The sequence below is a fragment of the Psychrobacter sp. genome (assembly GCF_035469765.1).
In the GTDB taxonomy this organism is placed as follows: domain Bacteria; phylum Pseudomonadota; class Gammaproteobacteria; order Pseudomonadales; family Moraxellaceae; genus Psychrobacter.
Window position 1 is genome coordinate 1 of record NZ_DATIRM010000179.1, and the last position, 14121, is coordinate 14121.

General features: G+C 43.4%; 10 protein-coding genes and 2 pseudogenes. 4 read left to right on the plus strand and 8 right to left on the minus strand.

Annotated features, from left to right (window positions below; genetic code table 11):
• Positions 1-180, plus strand: a pseudogene (locus tag VLN09_RS05085) (AEC family transporter); the annotation flags it as partial.
• A gap of 223 nt (positions 181-403) precedes the next feature.
• Here the strand turns inward: VLN09_RS05085 and VLN09_RS05090 are convergent.
• Together VLN09_RS05090 and VLN09_RS05095 are read right to left on the minus strand one after the other, a co-directional pair.
• Positions 404-1351 carry a c-type cytochrome gene (locus tag VLN09_RS05090; RefSeq protein ID WP_325244305.1) on the minus strand — a complete coding sequence of 316 codons (948 nt, stop codon included), beginning with the start codon at positions 1349-1351 and terminating at the stop codon, positions 404-406.
• The gene (locus VLN09_RS05095; protein WP_325244307.1) at positions 1351-2727 is read right to left on the minus strand and encodes a cytochrome c; all 1377 of its coding nucleotides are present in this window, start codon (positions 2725-2727) and stop codon (positions 1351-1353) included. The genes VLN09_RS05090 and VLN09_RS05095 overlap by 1 nt, the downstream gene beginning before the upstream one ends.
• A 207-nt stretch (positions 2728-2934) precedes the next feature.
• Here VLN09_RS05095 and VLN09_RS05100 point away from each other — a divergent pair, with 207 nt between their 5' ends.
• Positions 2935-5055 carry a sensor histidine kinase gene (locus VLN09_RS05100; protein ID WP_325244309.1) on the plus strand — a complete coding sequence of 707 codons (2121 nt, stop codon included), beginning with the start codon at positions 2935-2937 and terminating at the stop codon, positions 5053-5055.
• Between the two features lie 3 nt (positions 5056-5058).
• Positions 5059-5673, plus strand: a complete 615-nt coding sequence (locus tag VLN09_RS05105; protein ID WP_325244311.1) for a response regulator transcription factor — start codon at positions 5059-5061, stop codon at positions 5671-5673.
• Positions 5674-5794: 121 nt separating this feature from the next.
• Here VLN09_RS05105 and VLN09_RS05110 read toward each other — a convergent pair whose 3' ends face one another.
• The 4 genes from VLN09_RS05110 to VLN09_RS05125 all read right to left on the minus strand — a co-directional run bounded on the left by VLN09_RS05110 (position 5795) and on the right by VLN09_RS05125 (position 10073).
• Positions 5795-6589 (minus strand): ABC transporter ATP-binding protein, encoded by a 795-nt coding sequence (locus tag VLN09_RS05110; protein WP_325244313.1) that lies wholly within the window; start codon positions 6587-6589, stop codon positions 5795-5797.
• 31 nt (positions 6590-6620) lie between these two features.
• Complete coding sequence (locus VLN09_RS05115; protein WP_325244315.1) at positions 6621-7520, minus strand: ABC transporter permease; 900 nt, start codon at positions 7518-7520, stop codon at positions 6621-6623.
• A gap of 338 nt (positions 7521-7858) precedes the next feature.
• Positions 7859-8884 (minus strand): ABC transporter substrate-binding protein, encoded by a 1026-nt coding sequence (locus tag VLN09_RS05120; RefSeq protein WP_325244317.1) that lies wholly within the window; start codon positions 8882-8884, stop codon positions 7859-7861.
• A gap of 139 nt (positions 8885-9023) precedes the next feature.
• A complete protein-coding gene (locus VLN09_RS05125) occupies positions 9024-10073 on the minus strand; it encodes an ABC transporter substrate-binding protein (protein ID WP_325244319.1) in 1050 nt (349 codons plus the stop codon).
• 458 nt (positions 10074-10531) lie between these two features.
• Between VLN09_RS05125 and VLN09_RS05130 the strand changes: the two genes are divergently transcribed.
• Positions 10532-10969, plus strand: coding sequence for a hypothetical protein (locus tag VLN09_RS05130; protein WP_325244321.1), 438 nt, complete (start codon positions 10532-10534; stop codon positions 10967-10969).
• A 100-nt stretch (positions 10970-11069) separates the two neighbouring features.
• On the opposite strand, the gene metG is transcribed toward VLN09_RS05130, so the two are convergent.
• Both metG and VLN09_RS05140 read right to left on the minus strand, forming a co-directional pair.
• Positions 11070-13172 carry a methionine--tRNA ligase gene (gene metG / locus VLN09_RS05135; RefSeq protein ID WP_325244323.1) on the minus strand — a complete coding sequence of 701 codons (2103 nt, stop codon included), beginning with the start codon at positions 13170-13172 and terminating at the stop codon, positions 11070-11072.
• Between the two features lie 413 nt (positions 13173-13585).
• A pseudogene (locus tag VLN09_RS05140) lies at positions 13586-14121 on the minus strand (GntP family permease); the annotation flags it as partial.

The window sequence follows — 14121 nt, forward strand, 5'->3', positions numbered from 1 at the left end:
CATATGGGCGTACTGTTTTTGATGGTTGCCTCACCAACGGCAGCAGCAAGCTATGTGATGGCAAAAGCGATGGGTGGTAATGATATTTTAGCAGCCAATATTTTGGCATTTACTACAGTAGTTGGTATGTTTGGTATGGCAATTGGCGCAGCAATATTACGCGCTATGGGGCTAATTTAACCACTGTTTAATAGATGACTACATATTTATAAAACAGTGGTTAAATCAAAAGACAGTTATTAAGAATTTATCAAACCCTGATTAAAAAACCTCCTCATCGTTCAAGAAGTGAACCGACCCCCATAAGTTGGACACAACTTATGGGGGTCAGTTCAAGCAGATTATGCGTTCGAGGTTTTTTTAAAGTGAGTTAGCTACAGCCAGTTGCCTCATATGGCAATGTTCAATAGCGTGCATCTTTCGGTTTTGGCACTGTCGGCCAATCACCATCTTTCTTAGCAAAATCAGGACGTGGTTGATGGGTAAAGAATTCTGCGACATCGATGGCGTCTTGATCGCTTAAGACGTTACCATGGCCCCATAAGCCTTTCGTTTGAATGCCCATGGGCATATTGTATTTCACAAAGGCGGCAGCCTTGTAAGTACGTGCCATACCAGCACCAATATTAAAGGATTCATCACCCCATAGCGGTGGAAAGACGATATCGCCGCGACTGTCTTTGATGCCTTCGCCATTGTCACCGTGACAGGTCGCACACTGAGCATGGTAGATTTTTTCACCTTGTACAGGGTCAGGTATTAGCGACTCGTCTACTTTACCGGCATTATCGATATTCACTTTTTGATTTTTGGGTGTGTTTTGCGATAGCCATTTCATATAGGCTAACATCGCGAGCATCTCATCTGACTCAGGCTTCAATGGCTTGCCATTCATAGAGCGCTGGAAGCAGCCATTGATACGCATGGTCAAATCCACTTCTTTACCAGCTCTCGGCATTACGCGAGGGTAGAAGTTATGACTGTTGATATACGGGTCGCCAAGGGGGATTTTACCTTGGGCGATATGGCAGCTGTTACAGTTCATGCTGGCGCCAACATTGTCTGGTAGCAGGCGTTTAGTTTCATTCAATAAGCGTTTGCCATAAATGATTTGTTCAGCATTGGGTTCATCTGCAATAGATGTATCTTGTGGCAACACATAAGTTCCGATGTCTTCATTAGCATCATCAGTAGTGACCAAACCGTATTCGGGCGCGTTTTGCTTGATAGGTTCAGGTTGGGAGCAGCCAAGCATGCTAATAGCAGCCACTGCTGCGGTAAGCACTGCTCTAGAGAATCTGTGAGAGGCCATGCCTGCAACATTGAACACGTTGTGTGTGTGATTTTGCATTATTTTTCTCCTTTTACTGCAGCATCTAGACTCAAGTCTGGAGCAATATCAGTGCCTGTTTTTGGTTTTTTGGCAAGGAATGCCCGCATTTTCACCACATCGCTGACTGTGATTTCGGGTGCTTGGTTGGTCCAGCTGTTACGCACATAGTTGACCAATTCTGCGATATCAGCATCGGCTAGATTGCTAAACTCAGGCATGGTAAAAGCCATACGGTCATGTGGTGTCTCAGGCATACGACCACCACCTAGAGTGATTTGTAGCACAGAGTCAGCTTCACGAGCATAAACTGCACTATTGCCATCGAGTGCTGGGAAGATGCGCGGAACCCCTTTACCATCAGCGCGATGACACACGGTGCAGTACTCTACATATAATAGCGCGCCACGTGAGTCATAATTACCGTCCAATAGTTTTTGCGTCGTGACGTCTTTTTTCACTGGCAGCGTCACTTCTTTATTAGGTGCAGGCGTCAGTGTTTTTAGGTACGATGACATGGCATTCAAGTCAGCATCTGTCATATATTGGGTGCTGTGTTCGACCACTTCAGCCATCGCGCCAAAGGCGGCAGTCGTATCGGTACGACCGGTTTTAAAGAAATTATTGAGCTCAGAGATTGTCCAATTACCTAGACCGCGATACTCGCCACGGATACTTTTTGCGCGCCAGCCATCGATAATAGCACCGCTTAAATATTCTTCAGAATCTGCATTGGTTAAGGCGATTTCTTGGAATCCAATACCACGTCCAGTATGACAAGAGCCACAATGTCCAGGACCTTCAATGAGGTATTGACCACGTGCTAAAACTGCGTCATCAGTCTCAGGGACAAAGTTGCGCTTACGATCAAACAATACTTGCCAATAAGCCAGCGGCCAGCGCCAGTTTGCAATCGGTGGTAGCTCGCTTTTTATATTAGGCTCATTCACCGCTTTGACATCTGACATAAAGAAAGCATACATGGCCGCTATGTCATCGTCAGGCATGATTTGATAAGACGGATAGGGCATAGCAGGATATAGTGCGCTATTGTCACTACGGACGCCGTGCTTGACCGCATTTTTGAAGTCGTTAAAAGTATAATTACCAATACCTGTTTCTTTGTCTGGTGTGATATTGGTTGAATAAATCGCACCAAGCGGGGTCAGCATAGGTAGACCACCGGCATAGGTTTCACCGTTGAGGGTCGTATGACAAGCGACACAGTCAGCAGTACGTGCAACATAGGCACCTTGCTCGATTAAGGCAGGGTCAGTAATATTAACCTCAAGGTCACTGTTAGTCGTACGCATATTCGGTAATAGTTGCGCAATAATAAATGCAATCGCCAGTCCGACGACGGCGGTAATAAGTATAATTAATGGCCACTTTTTCATAAGCACGCCCTCCTTAATGAAATAGTTACTGATCTTATTATTAGCGCTTCCGATAAGAGATTGCTGACTTAAGAGTTGCTAATTAAAAGATACAATCTTGCTATACAGTATAGGATGGAGCGAAACATAGTGATATTGTGGAAAACCACATTAATTTTAAGGGTTTTATTGTTGATGCAACTTCGGTGGTATAAAAATCAGCTAATAATGAGTGCTTTACTAAAGGCGCTTATTTTTGCCTTAGTGATTGCCATACTAGTGCTATTAACAATTAGCAAGGCAAATGCGCAAACCTATTATTTGGGTGTGCTTGCGCCGCAAGGAGAGGCGGTCGCTCAGCAGCGATGGCAGCCGTGGCTTGATACTCTTAATACTCAGCTATCAGATGACACCGTCGTGCTAGTGCCCCTAGCGCTTGAGAATTGGCAGGAACAAATAGCAGCGCAGCAGTTTGCCTTTGTGCTAGGTCCGCAAGTACAGTTCATTAAAATGGATACGATGGGATGGCGCTGGCTTGCGACCTTGCAAGCGAATACCCAAACGGCAAACTCAAATGAATTTAAAATCTCTGATGTTAAACAAGCGGACTTTAAAACTGATGAGCAATACAAGCTATATAAGCAACTGCAAAACGAGCTGGCACTAAGCAAGGAAGCTACAGCTGATGACGTCATCAATGAACCTAGGGCGATGGAGCAGATTGCCAGTGCTTTGTGGGTCAAAGTGGATAGCAATATTCAGCAATTGCGAGACTTGAAGGAACGTAAAATAGTCGCCGTTGATAGCGATGCCTTTGGTGGTTATTTATTGGTCGCCCATTTATTACAACAAAATGGCGTGCAGCCTAGCGATTATGAAACCCAGTTTATCGGCTATCCTATTGAACTGACGCTAAGTACGCTGGCGAGTGGTGCAGTAGATGCGGCGATCGCGCCATTATGCCTGATGGAAGAGATGGCCGCCCAAGGTAAGATTAATCAGTCGCAATATCGTCTGCTCAACCCAGTCGCAACGGATTCCAATTGTCGCGCTTCGACCAAGATTTATCCCAATTGGACATTGGCGGCAACCAGTCAAGCGCCAATAGCGTTAACTGAGCAGATTAATCAGTATTTATTTACCGGAGGACAGAAAAGTAGTCGTGACAAGACCAATGCTGATAGTAATGCCAATAACAGTGCTTATACTGATGGTCGTATCAATCATAGTGCCGCAGCGCTGCGCTGGCTAACACCTGAATCAAACACTGATGCTGAGCGTATATTGTATGAGATGCAGCAACATCCTGCCCAGAAACAGTTGAGCACCCATATCGTTGATTGGATAAAATCACATCGATGGTGGATGAGTATCATCATCTTTATTATATTAATATCAACGATTAACTATGGCTGGATGAGTTGGTTGGCATGGCTTCGCCGGCAACAAATCCTTGCTCAAAACCGTCTTATTCGTGATTATGACCAGCAATTACGGCAGTCTGAACGTTTTGCGGTCATTGGTGAGATGAGTGGCGCGATTGCCCATGAAATCAATCAGCCACTTACCACCATTCAGAACTATGCCCAAGGACTGTTAATTCGTAGCCAAAATAATATAGTAGCCACAACGGTCATAGAGAAAAAAAATGTCGAGAATGCTTTGGAACAAATCGTAAAAGAGACGGAACGTGTCGCCGCTGTCATTAAAAACATCAGGCATTGGGCAGGGCGTTCACAGCCAAATGAGGTAAGCGTCGATATTGTTGCCACTTATGAGCATTGTATATTGCTGCTGGGTGAGAGAGCCACAGGGATGGGTTTTTGGTTGGCAAGTGACTATCAGCAACTGCAATTACCAAGCTTATTTTTAGATCAATTGCTGATTAATAGCATGCTTAATGCTCAGCAGCAGGGGGCGACAACCATCATGCTACGCTGTGAGACAGAGCAGCATCAAGGATGCGATCAGCTGGTACTGCACATTACTGATGATGCAGGTGGTTTCGATGAGGCTCAGCTGTTGCACCATAAGACAAAAGATACGCCACATTTTTGCTCAAACCAGCCATCTTTCTTTCAATCGACAAAGTCAGAAGGCTTGGGTCTTGGCCTGATGATATGCCAGCGCTTATGTAAATCGCTTAATGGCACAATGGCGATTGGTAATGTCGATGTGGAGCACGAGCTTGCTAATATTCAAGCCCTTAATCGTCATTATCAGCAGCGTTTAAAGCCGCCTCTTTATCTGAGGAGACATCTAAACCAAACGGCTAGTGGCTATCCACTTACGCCTAGAAAGGGCGCGCAAGTGTCATTTTATTTACCAACTTCTTTTGTCATAAGGTAGGGTATGTCTGTTTCTAACGACTTAAATGAGCCGCTTGTCATTCATATTATTGATGATGAAGAAAGTGTGCGTCATTCATGCGCCTTTTTGATTAGTAGCTTAGGCTTATCAACTCAAATATGGGGCAGTGCTTTAGCGTTTTTGCAGCAAGTAGATATTTATGTCCCAGCAGTCGTAGTAAGTGATTTGATGATGCCAGAGATGAGTGGTCAAGCGCTACAAGTGCATCTCAATCAACATGATAGCCCCATCGCATTGATAGCATTAACAGGAAATGGTGAAATTGCTGATGCAGTCGCGATGCTCAAAAACGGTACGGCAGATTATCTAGAAAAACCCATCAATAGTCGCCGCTTAGAAGAAGCGCTTACGCGTGCGCAAGCATTAACTCTCAAACGTGCCAAGCTCTACTATATCCGTACACTCTATGCCCAATTAACTGATAAAGAAAAGCAAGTAGCCAATGAGCTGATGCAAGGCCAACTGAATAAAAATATCGCTGACCATTTGGACGTATCTATACGTACGGTTGAGGTGCATCGCTCCCAAGTGATGAAAAAGATGCAAGCGCAGCATATCAGTGAATTGATTCAAAAGCTGGTAATATTAGATGCTTGAGGTTCAATATAGAATTTTAAGACGGCATTTACGATGCTTAACTGTCGTCATCTCCCATAAAAAATGCCTACTATTAAGCAGGCATTTTTTTATTTATACTAAAAAAAATGGGAATTAGACGTTAGCTTAAGATCAAGCTGTCATCATCAACCTTTTCACCACGAGTTTGCTCAAACATATCGAGTAAATCATGCACAGTCATGCCTTGACGTTTATCGCCAGCCACATCTAATACCACTTGACCCTGATGTAGCATCACGGTTCTGGTGCCATGAGCAAGCGCTTGTTGCATCGAGTGCGTTACCATCATGGTAGTAAGCTGATTATCAGTCACGATTTTATCAGTTAATTCTAAAACGAAGGCAGCAGTCTTAGGGTCGAGGGCAGCAGTGTGCTCATCAAGCAATAAAATTTTGGAAGGTTGCAATGATGCCATCAATAGGCTAACAGCTTGACGTTGACCACCAGATAACAAACCCATACGGTCAGTCAAACGATTTTCTAGCCCCAATTTTAATACTGATAATTTTTCGCGAAATAAATCACGGTTATTGGGATTCAAAGCAAATTTGAGCCCACGTTTGCCACCGCGCTTATAGGCCAGCGCCATATTTTCTTCGATGGTCAGAGCCTCACAAGTTCCTGCCATTGGGTCTTGAAACACACGAGCCACCCAATGAGCACGCTGGTGCGCGGTCTTTTTGGTGACATCAATACCATTTAACAAGATTGAACCGCTATCGACACGCGTGGTGCCACTGACCGCATTTAGAAAGGTCGATTTACCCGCACCATTGGTACCGATGACAGTGACAAACTCACCATCAGCGATATTCAGATCGATACCACGTAGGGCAGGGTTTTCAATGGGCGTTCCAGGATTAAAGGTCAACCGCAAATCTGTAGCTTGCATCATAATTATTATTCCTTATGGGTGCACATTGACATTAAGCCCGAACTTTACGACTTAAGAATTTATTTTTAGCTTTTGGCAATACCAATGCCAATACCACGAGTAGCGCCGTAATCAAGTTCAAATCTTGCGGACCAAAGCCAATGCTACGTAGTGTATCGCTCGATAGTGCCACTTGAATAAACAGCTTGTACAGTACTGCACCGACGACCACCGCAAAGGTAATGAGCCAAATGCGCTTAGCGGGAATAATCGTCTCACCGATGATGACCGCTGCCAAACCAATAACGATAGTACCGATACCAATTGAGATATCAGCACCCCCTTGGGTTTGGACAAATAGCGCGCCCGCTAAGGCAATTAAACCGTTAGAGATCGCCATACCGATGATGGTCATCCATGAGGTATTGATGCCTTGCGCTTGTGCCATACGCAGGTTAGAACCTGTTGCACGCATAGATAGACCGGCTTCGGTACTATAAAACCAATTTAAAAATAACATGGCCAATAGCACGACAATACCAATGATCAGACAGCGCATCCAATAGCCATTGCCATCATGGACCAAGGTACTAAAGACAGTCGTTTCACCCAACAGCGGCAAGTTTGGCGCACCCATAATACGTAGGTTGATAGAATAGAGTGCAACCATCACTAATATACTGGCGAGTAATTGCAAAATACCAAGCTTAACGTGCAACCAAGCAGTGACGATACCGGCAATTGACCCTGCTAGCATACCAAAGGCGCAGGCAAGCCATGGATTGACACCAGCGATGATAGAGATACCAGCGACAGCACCACCTAATGGAAAACTACCGTCAGCGGTCAAATCAGGGAAGTCGAGGGTACGAAATGAAATAAGGACGCCAAGCGCCACGAGGCCATAAATCAGACCACTTTCAAGTGCACCAAAAAAAGCAATTAAAGACATAAGAGATCAGTAAGTCATAACCAAGTGTTTGGCGAACGATAAGTTGGAGACGAGTGGCATATATCAGCAGCATCATCTACAAGCCAAACACTTAGGCGGTGAATTTAACAGATTGTATAATCTGCAGCTAGGGTAAAGCGCAACCGATCACTGTCATAAATGATCATAATCTTTGCTTATTGAAAGCCTTTAAACAACAAGCCCAGCCTACTGAAACATAGCTGGGTTTTGTTTGTACCAATAAATAGCAAGGTAAGGCTAATGTAGACGATAATGATGGCTTGCGCAATCAACATTATCGTCTACCGTTTATTTTATACTGATTATGTAGAAGACAGTTATTCTACCACTTCTTTTGCTTTATCAATAACGGCTTGCGGTAAGGTGATGCCTTGCTCTTTAGCATGTTTTGGGCTGACATATAAGTCAAGAACTTTTGGCGTATATACGGGAATTGCGCCTGCTTTTTCACCATTTAAAATGCGTACGACGATTTTGCCAGTTTCACGACCAAGATCATAGTAGTTGACGCCTAATGCTGCAATGGCACCGCGCTCAACTGAGCTGGTATCAGATGCAATTAGTGGAATCTTACTTTCTTTAGCGACTTGGTATAGTGACTCGTAAGCTGAAACAACGTTATTGTCCGTTGAGGTATAGATCATATCGACCTTACCTTCTAGGCTGCGTGCTGCCATCGCAATATCAGTACTACGCTGAGCAGGGGCTTCATGTACTTTGATGCCAAGTGGCGTCAGTTTTTCTTTTAGATTTTTTAGGATAATCGTAGAGTTAACTTCACCTGGGCTATAGACGTAGCCGACGTTTTTGAGACTAGGAATAATTTGGCGCATCAATTCGATTTGTGGCTCATAAGGAAGCGCATCAGAACCACCAGTGACGTTGGTGCCAGAACCATCAAGCTTTGATACCAGTTTGGCTTCAACTGGATCAGTAACTGCTGAAAACACTAACGGAATACTACTGGTTGCAGCAGCTACTGACTGTGCAGATGGGGTACCAATAGCAATGATAACATCTGAGTTGTCGGCGACGAATTGCTTAGCAATCTGACCGGCAGTAGCGGTATTGCCTTGGGCACTTTGGAAGTTAACTTTCAGGTTTTCGCCATCTTTAAAGCCAGCATCGTTTAGCTCATCGATCACCCCTTTACGTACAGCATCAAGCGCTGGATGCTCAACGATAGCAGTGATAGCAACCGTTTTCATTTCCGTTGTGGTATCAGCGCCCGCAGTACCATCAGTCGCGGTACCTTCTTTAGCAGGCTGATTACAACCAGTCAAAATAGCGGTACAAACACCGCCCCATAAAAGAGCTTTGGCAAAACGATTCTGATACAACATGGGTCTTACTCCTGAAAACAATAATGTGTCCGTACATTATATAAAAGATAAATAAAGGGTCTTGCGTACTGCGGTTATAAACAGTGTTTGTTATAAATTATAAGCTATCTACTGCGTATTCATTCTTATCTACCAGCGATTATTTGCTAGCAGTTTTTGCTTTTTCATCGACATTAATAGCATTTTTTAGCAGCTCATCTGACAGCACTACACCTTGCTTTTTAGCATGTTTAGGGCTGACATAGAGCGTCAATTCGTTCATCACTTCAGGCTTAACGGTATTGACCGCCTCGCCATTTAAGATGCGATAGACCATCTTACCTGTCGTACGACCAAAGTCATAATCATTGACACCAAGTGCTGCAGTTGCGCCGCGTTGGACACTGAATTCATCAGAGGCAACAATAGGCAGTTTTAGCTCATTGGCAGCTTGTGCCATGGCCTCAAATGCTGAGGCAACATTATTGTCAAATGAAGTATAAATAATATCTGCGCGCCCCTGTAGGCTACGCGTTGCCATGCCGATATCAGTTGGACGGTTGGCTGGAATATCCAATAATGATAAGCCACGTGCCGGTAGTGCTTTTTTTAGCTCCTCACGTAGTGATACAGAGTTGGCTTCACCAGGACTATAAACATAGCCAATGGTTTTAAGGTCTGGCTTAATCTTTTGGAGCAAATCTAGCTGCGGCTCTAATGGCAACTGGCTTGACAGTCCGGTCAAATTGCTTTGAAAGGGTTTGCCATCTGCTGTGATAAGTTTGGCACCAAGTGGGTCTGAGACGGCAGTATATATAATTGGTATGGTCGTGGTTGCAGAAACGATAGATTGTGCCGATGGGGTTGAGATGGCAACGATGGCATCAGGATTGTCGCCGACGAATTGCTTAGCAATTTGTCCTGCGGTCGCCGTATTTCCTTGCGCACTTTGAAAATTAACCGTTAGATTTTGACCTTCGACATAACCATTATCCGCCAACTCATCAATAATACCGCGACGCATATCATCCAATGAGGGATGCTCAACGATTTGAGTAATTGCCAAGGTTTTGGCAGGTTTTTGAGCAGTAGTGGCACTGTCATCGGTGGTCGTTGCAGTATCTGCAGGCTTAGAGCAGGCTGCTAATCCAAGCGCAGCGCTCATAGCAGCACCAAATAGGCTAAAGCGTAAAGTAGTAGCAAAGGTCATTTTATAGTGGCTCGTAGGTTAGAAATTGCAGGTTACCCGAGTCAATGTTATGTGAATGCTGAGATAACGGGCTAACATCGAAGTAATCAATCCATTGATCATTACATCCATATTATGACAGTAATGTAACTTATGGCAATAAGAAATTAAAGCGGGTTCGTCATAGGCGTGACTGGAAAATACACTAACGATTGTTGTAATGCCTGATCTTAAAGATGTAATTATAAAAAAGATACCTCTTAGGACATCTTTTTATTCGATAACATTATAATTAAAAAGCTTACAAGCTAGCAACTCATCTATTACGAACTAACTTCATAATTAACGTAAGCTAATTTTTAGACGAGAATTATAGTGAGTCCAAAATTCACATTACTATTATGCTGACATTGGTGAATGTTCAACAGACTCTAACATCTACTTAATCTTTTTCAAATGAATATTTTAAGGATAACATTATGAACATTGCTAATCTTAAGTTATTAACCATCGCTGGCATTACAGCTACCTCATTGATTTGCTTACCTGCTATGGCAAAAGAAGGTCATGGTAATGATCATGGCAAGGGCAAATCTGCATATGTCGGTAAAGATAAGAATGCACAAGTACAGCTCAAGCGGCACCAGTCGGAAAAATATAAATTTAAAAATGGTGATAGCAGCAAAGCCCAGCCTAACATTAACGCTTATCACCATGCTAACTCTAATGCCTCATTTAAGCGTGGTCTTGATAAATACGATTACAGAGTAGTCGGCAATATTGATAGAGATGTTTATGATCGTTCGGTAGTTTTAGACCGTTATGATGACCGCTACGTTCGTATTCGTACACCAGAAAATAAAATTGTGACGGTGATTAATGACACGTTGCAGATTATTGATATTTTGAATAGATAAACAGCAAGCTTACTTTCTATTCTTTTTAACATAAAAACGGTCGAAATAGACCGTTTTTTTTGCTTTGTTCTTTCATTATTACTTAATTAGTTTAACGTTTTTAGGCAAGCAAATCTCCAATCACGCAGTTGTCCGGTAAAGTAACCACCGTTAACTGGGTTTTTGGATCGCCTGAAGACAGAATCATGCCTTCTGATATGCCAAATTTCATCTTACGCGGGGCAAGATTGGTCACGCAAATGACCTTTTTATCTAGCAATTGCTCAGGCTCATAAAATTTGCGAATTCCACTAAAGACGTTGCGAGGTTGTGCTTCACCGACATCTAAGGTGAACTGTAGCAATTTATCTGCGCCTTCAACATGATTACAAGCGATAACGTGAGCGACTTTCATTTCAACCTTGGCAAAGTCTTCAATACCGATATAGTCTGCTTGTTCTGCACTTGCATCGACATCTTTCGCTGCTGGCGGCTTACTTTTAGCCGCTGGTTTTGCGTCTTGAGTAGCAGTTGGTGTCGCGGTTACGCCCAATGAGGCTTTAGAATCCTCAACCATCGCTGCAATGTCTTTTTCCTCAATACGTTGCATCAAAGGTTTGAACTTATTGATTTGATGTCCAAGCAGCCACTCATTGCGACTAGCAAAGCTTAAACTATCGATGTTTAAGAATTCTTTAGCATTGGCAGTCAACTCAGGCAAAACAGGCGCTAGATATACCATCAATTGACGGAAGATATTTATTGCCACTGAGCAGACGTCTTGAACTTCTTGTTCAGTGCCTTCTTGCTTGGCAAGTGACCAAGGTTTTTTGTCATCGATATATTCATTGGCTTTATCTGCGCACTGCATGATTAGGCGCATCGCACGAGAAAACTCGCGGTTTTCATAAGCGGCAGCAATCTCATCGCCAGTTTTAGTGATGTCTTCTAATAACTCTGATTCGACGCAAGTCTCTGATAGCATACCGTCATATTTTTTAACCAAGAATCCTGCGCTGCGACTGGCGATATTGACTACTTTACCGACGAGGTCTGAGTTGACCTTTTGCATAAAGTCTTCTAAATCTAGGTTGATATCTTCGACTTTATCAGACAGTTTACTGGCAAAATAATAGCGCAGATATTCAGGATGCAGATATTGGGCATAAGTATCCGCTTTAATAAAGGTGCCGCGTGACTTACTCATTTTTTCGCCATTGACCATCAAAAAGCCATGGGCAAAAACACCAGTCGGTGTACGGAATTCGCTACCAGCAAGCATTGCCGGCCAAAATAGCGCGTGGAAGTAAACGATGTCCTTACCGATGAAATGATAAACCTCAGTTTTGTGTTCGTTTTCTTGCATCCAGTAATGGTCAAAATCAAGCGCTTCATCTGTACCAGCACGTTTCTCACACAAGTTTTTAAAGCTTGCCATGTAGCCGACAGGCGCGTCTAACCATACATAAAAATATTTGTCTGGCTCATCGCTTGGGGTATCAGGGATTTGAAAGCCAAAGTAGGGGGCATCGCGGGAGATATCCCAACTGGTCAAACCGGCATCAAACCATTCTTGCAGCTTATTGGCAACTGAAACTTGCAAGCGATTGTCACTGCGCGTCCAATCTTTTAAAAACTGCTCAAACTCTGGTAAATCAAAGAAATAATGCTTTGAGGTTTTTAGAATAGGCGTCGCATTTGATAATGTAGAGTAAGGATCTTTGAGTTCTGTCGCATCATAAGTGGTACCGCAGACTTCACAGTTATCACCATATTGTTCTGGTGCGGCGCATTCAGGACAGGTACCTTTAACAAAACGATCCGCTAAAAATAGCTGTTTTTCAGGGTCAAATAACTGCTCAACATCACGAGTAGAGATATGACCTGCATCTCTTAGGCGACGATAAATCAGCTCAGAGCAGGCTTTATTTTCGGCAGAGTGAGTTGAGTGGTAGTTATCAAAATCAATCAAAAATTTAGCAAAATCCGCTTCATGCGCGGCTTGTACATTAGCGATTTGCTGCTCTGGCGTGATGTCATTGTCTTCAGCTTTGAGCATGATGGCAGTACCATGAGCATCATCAGCGCAGACATAAGTCACCTTATGACCTTGGGCCTTCATCGACCGCACCCAAATGTCAGTTTGGATATATTCTACAAGATGCCCCAAGTGGATGTCGCCATTGGCGTAGGGCAGGGCACTGGTTACTAGAATCTCACGCACAAAATCACCTATATTTTTATATAAACGGATTGATTATCAATAGAAATTGAAAAAGTGTGCCTATGATACCGTAATTCGGCTAAATTTGTGATATTCCTTATCAATTAATACGGCAATCAGCGCTATAGTTGATTCACTTTTAGATGAGTACAGCGCTACTGGTATTAATTATTCGCAGCCTCTGTCTGCGTAGGCACAGCAAGCAAGAAAAATTCATACCAGTAGCGCGTTATAATAAGTGCAATTTATTCATTGATATTTATGGTAAAGGTCAAACATAGTAAATCCTTATAAAGCGCTCATAAAAAACCCGCCAAACTTTTGCGTAGCGGGTTTTTTATGAGCGCTTTAAAACAGTAGCGCTGGCTCGTTTCTAAATTGAATCCATTAAATATTTCACTGATTCAATCCAATTAGAATGAACCAAACAGTGTGCCTAAGGTGATGACCACAACTACGGCAAGCAGTGGAATAATCATAGTGACCATTGCTAAGTTCAGGTATGACTGTTTATGCGTTAGACCACAAATCGCAAGCAAAGTAATGACCGCGCCACTGTGCGGCAAGGTATCCAAACCACCTGCTGCCATCACCGCCACTCGGTGCATCAGTTCTGGATCAATACCCGCAGCTACTGCCATTCTTAGATAATCTTCACCCAAGGTCGATAGGGCGATACTCAAACCACCAGACGACGAACCTGTAATACCAGCTAGCGTGGTCATAGCGACCGCTTCTGAGATCAAAGGGTTGCCGGGCGTTAGGTTTAAGATGCTGTCACGAATGAGAAGAAAGCCTGCCAATGAGGCGATAACGGCACCATAACCTACTTCTGATGCGGTGTTAAAAATCGGCAACATCGAATCATAAGTACCACGGTTAATGGTTTTTTGCAGATTCGTCCAATGTCCAAGACGCATAATAATTAGGGCAACACAAGCTACAACCA